Origin of the sequence: Pedobacter sp. GR22-6, from assembly GCF_037402555.1 — a bacterium.
In the GTDB taxonomy this organism is placed as follows: domain Bacteria; phylum Bacteroidota; class Bacteroidia; order Sphingobacteriales; family Sphingobacteriaceae; genus Pedobacter.
The window spans coordinates 1-456 of sequence record NZ_JBBEUC010000013.1 but is presented as its reverse complement, the minus strand read 5'-3'; the positions used below and the strand labels follow the sequence as shown (position 1 = coordinate 456).

Sequence of the window (456 nt, the reverse complement as noted above, 5' to 3'; positions counted from 1 at the left end):
CTGAAGCCTGTCAATAAATCGCCAAACAATACCGGTCAGCAAATCCTGCCGCCTGCCATTGCTGCCATGATCTGGTATCCTTATGCAGTGAGCCCGGAATTTCCTGAAATGGGCAGCGGTGGAAGAAGTGCGGTCGGTGGCCCCATCTTTCATAAGTCAGATTTCAAAGCCGGTGCGAAAGTATTCCCTGTCTATTACGAAGGCAAATGGCTGATTACCGACTGGGTACGTGGATGGATATTGGCCGTCACGCTAGATGAGCAGGGCAATTACAAATCTATGGAACGTTTCCTTCCTGAGCTTAGCCTGCACGGACCGATAGATATGAAATTTGGACCTGATGGCGACCTGTATGTGCTGGAATACGGAAATGGCTATTTCAAGGACAATCCCGAAGCCGAACTGATCCGCATAGAATTCAACGGCGGCAATAGAAAACCAGCAGTGCAGGTTGCG

At 49.8% G+C, this 456-nt stretch carries 1 pseudogene; it reads left to right on the top strand.

From position 1 onward, the window contains the following. Positions 1–456, top strand: a pseudogene (locus WAE59_RS25775) (ThuA domain-containing protein); the annotation flags it as partial.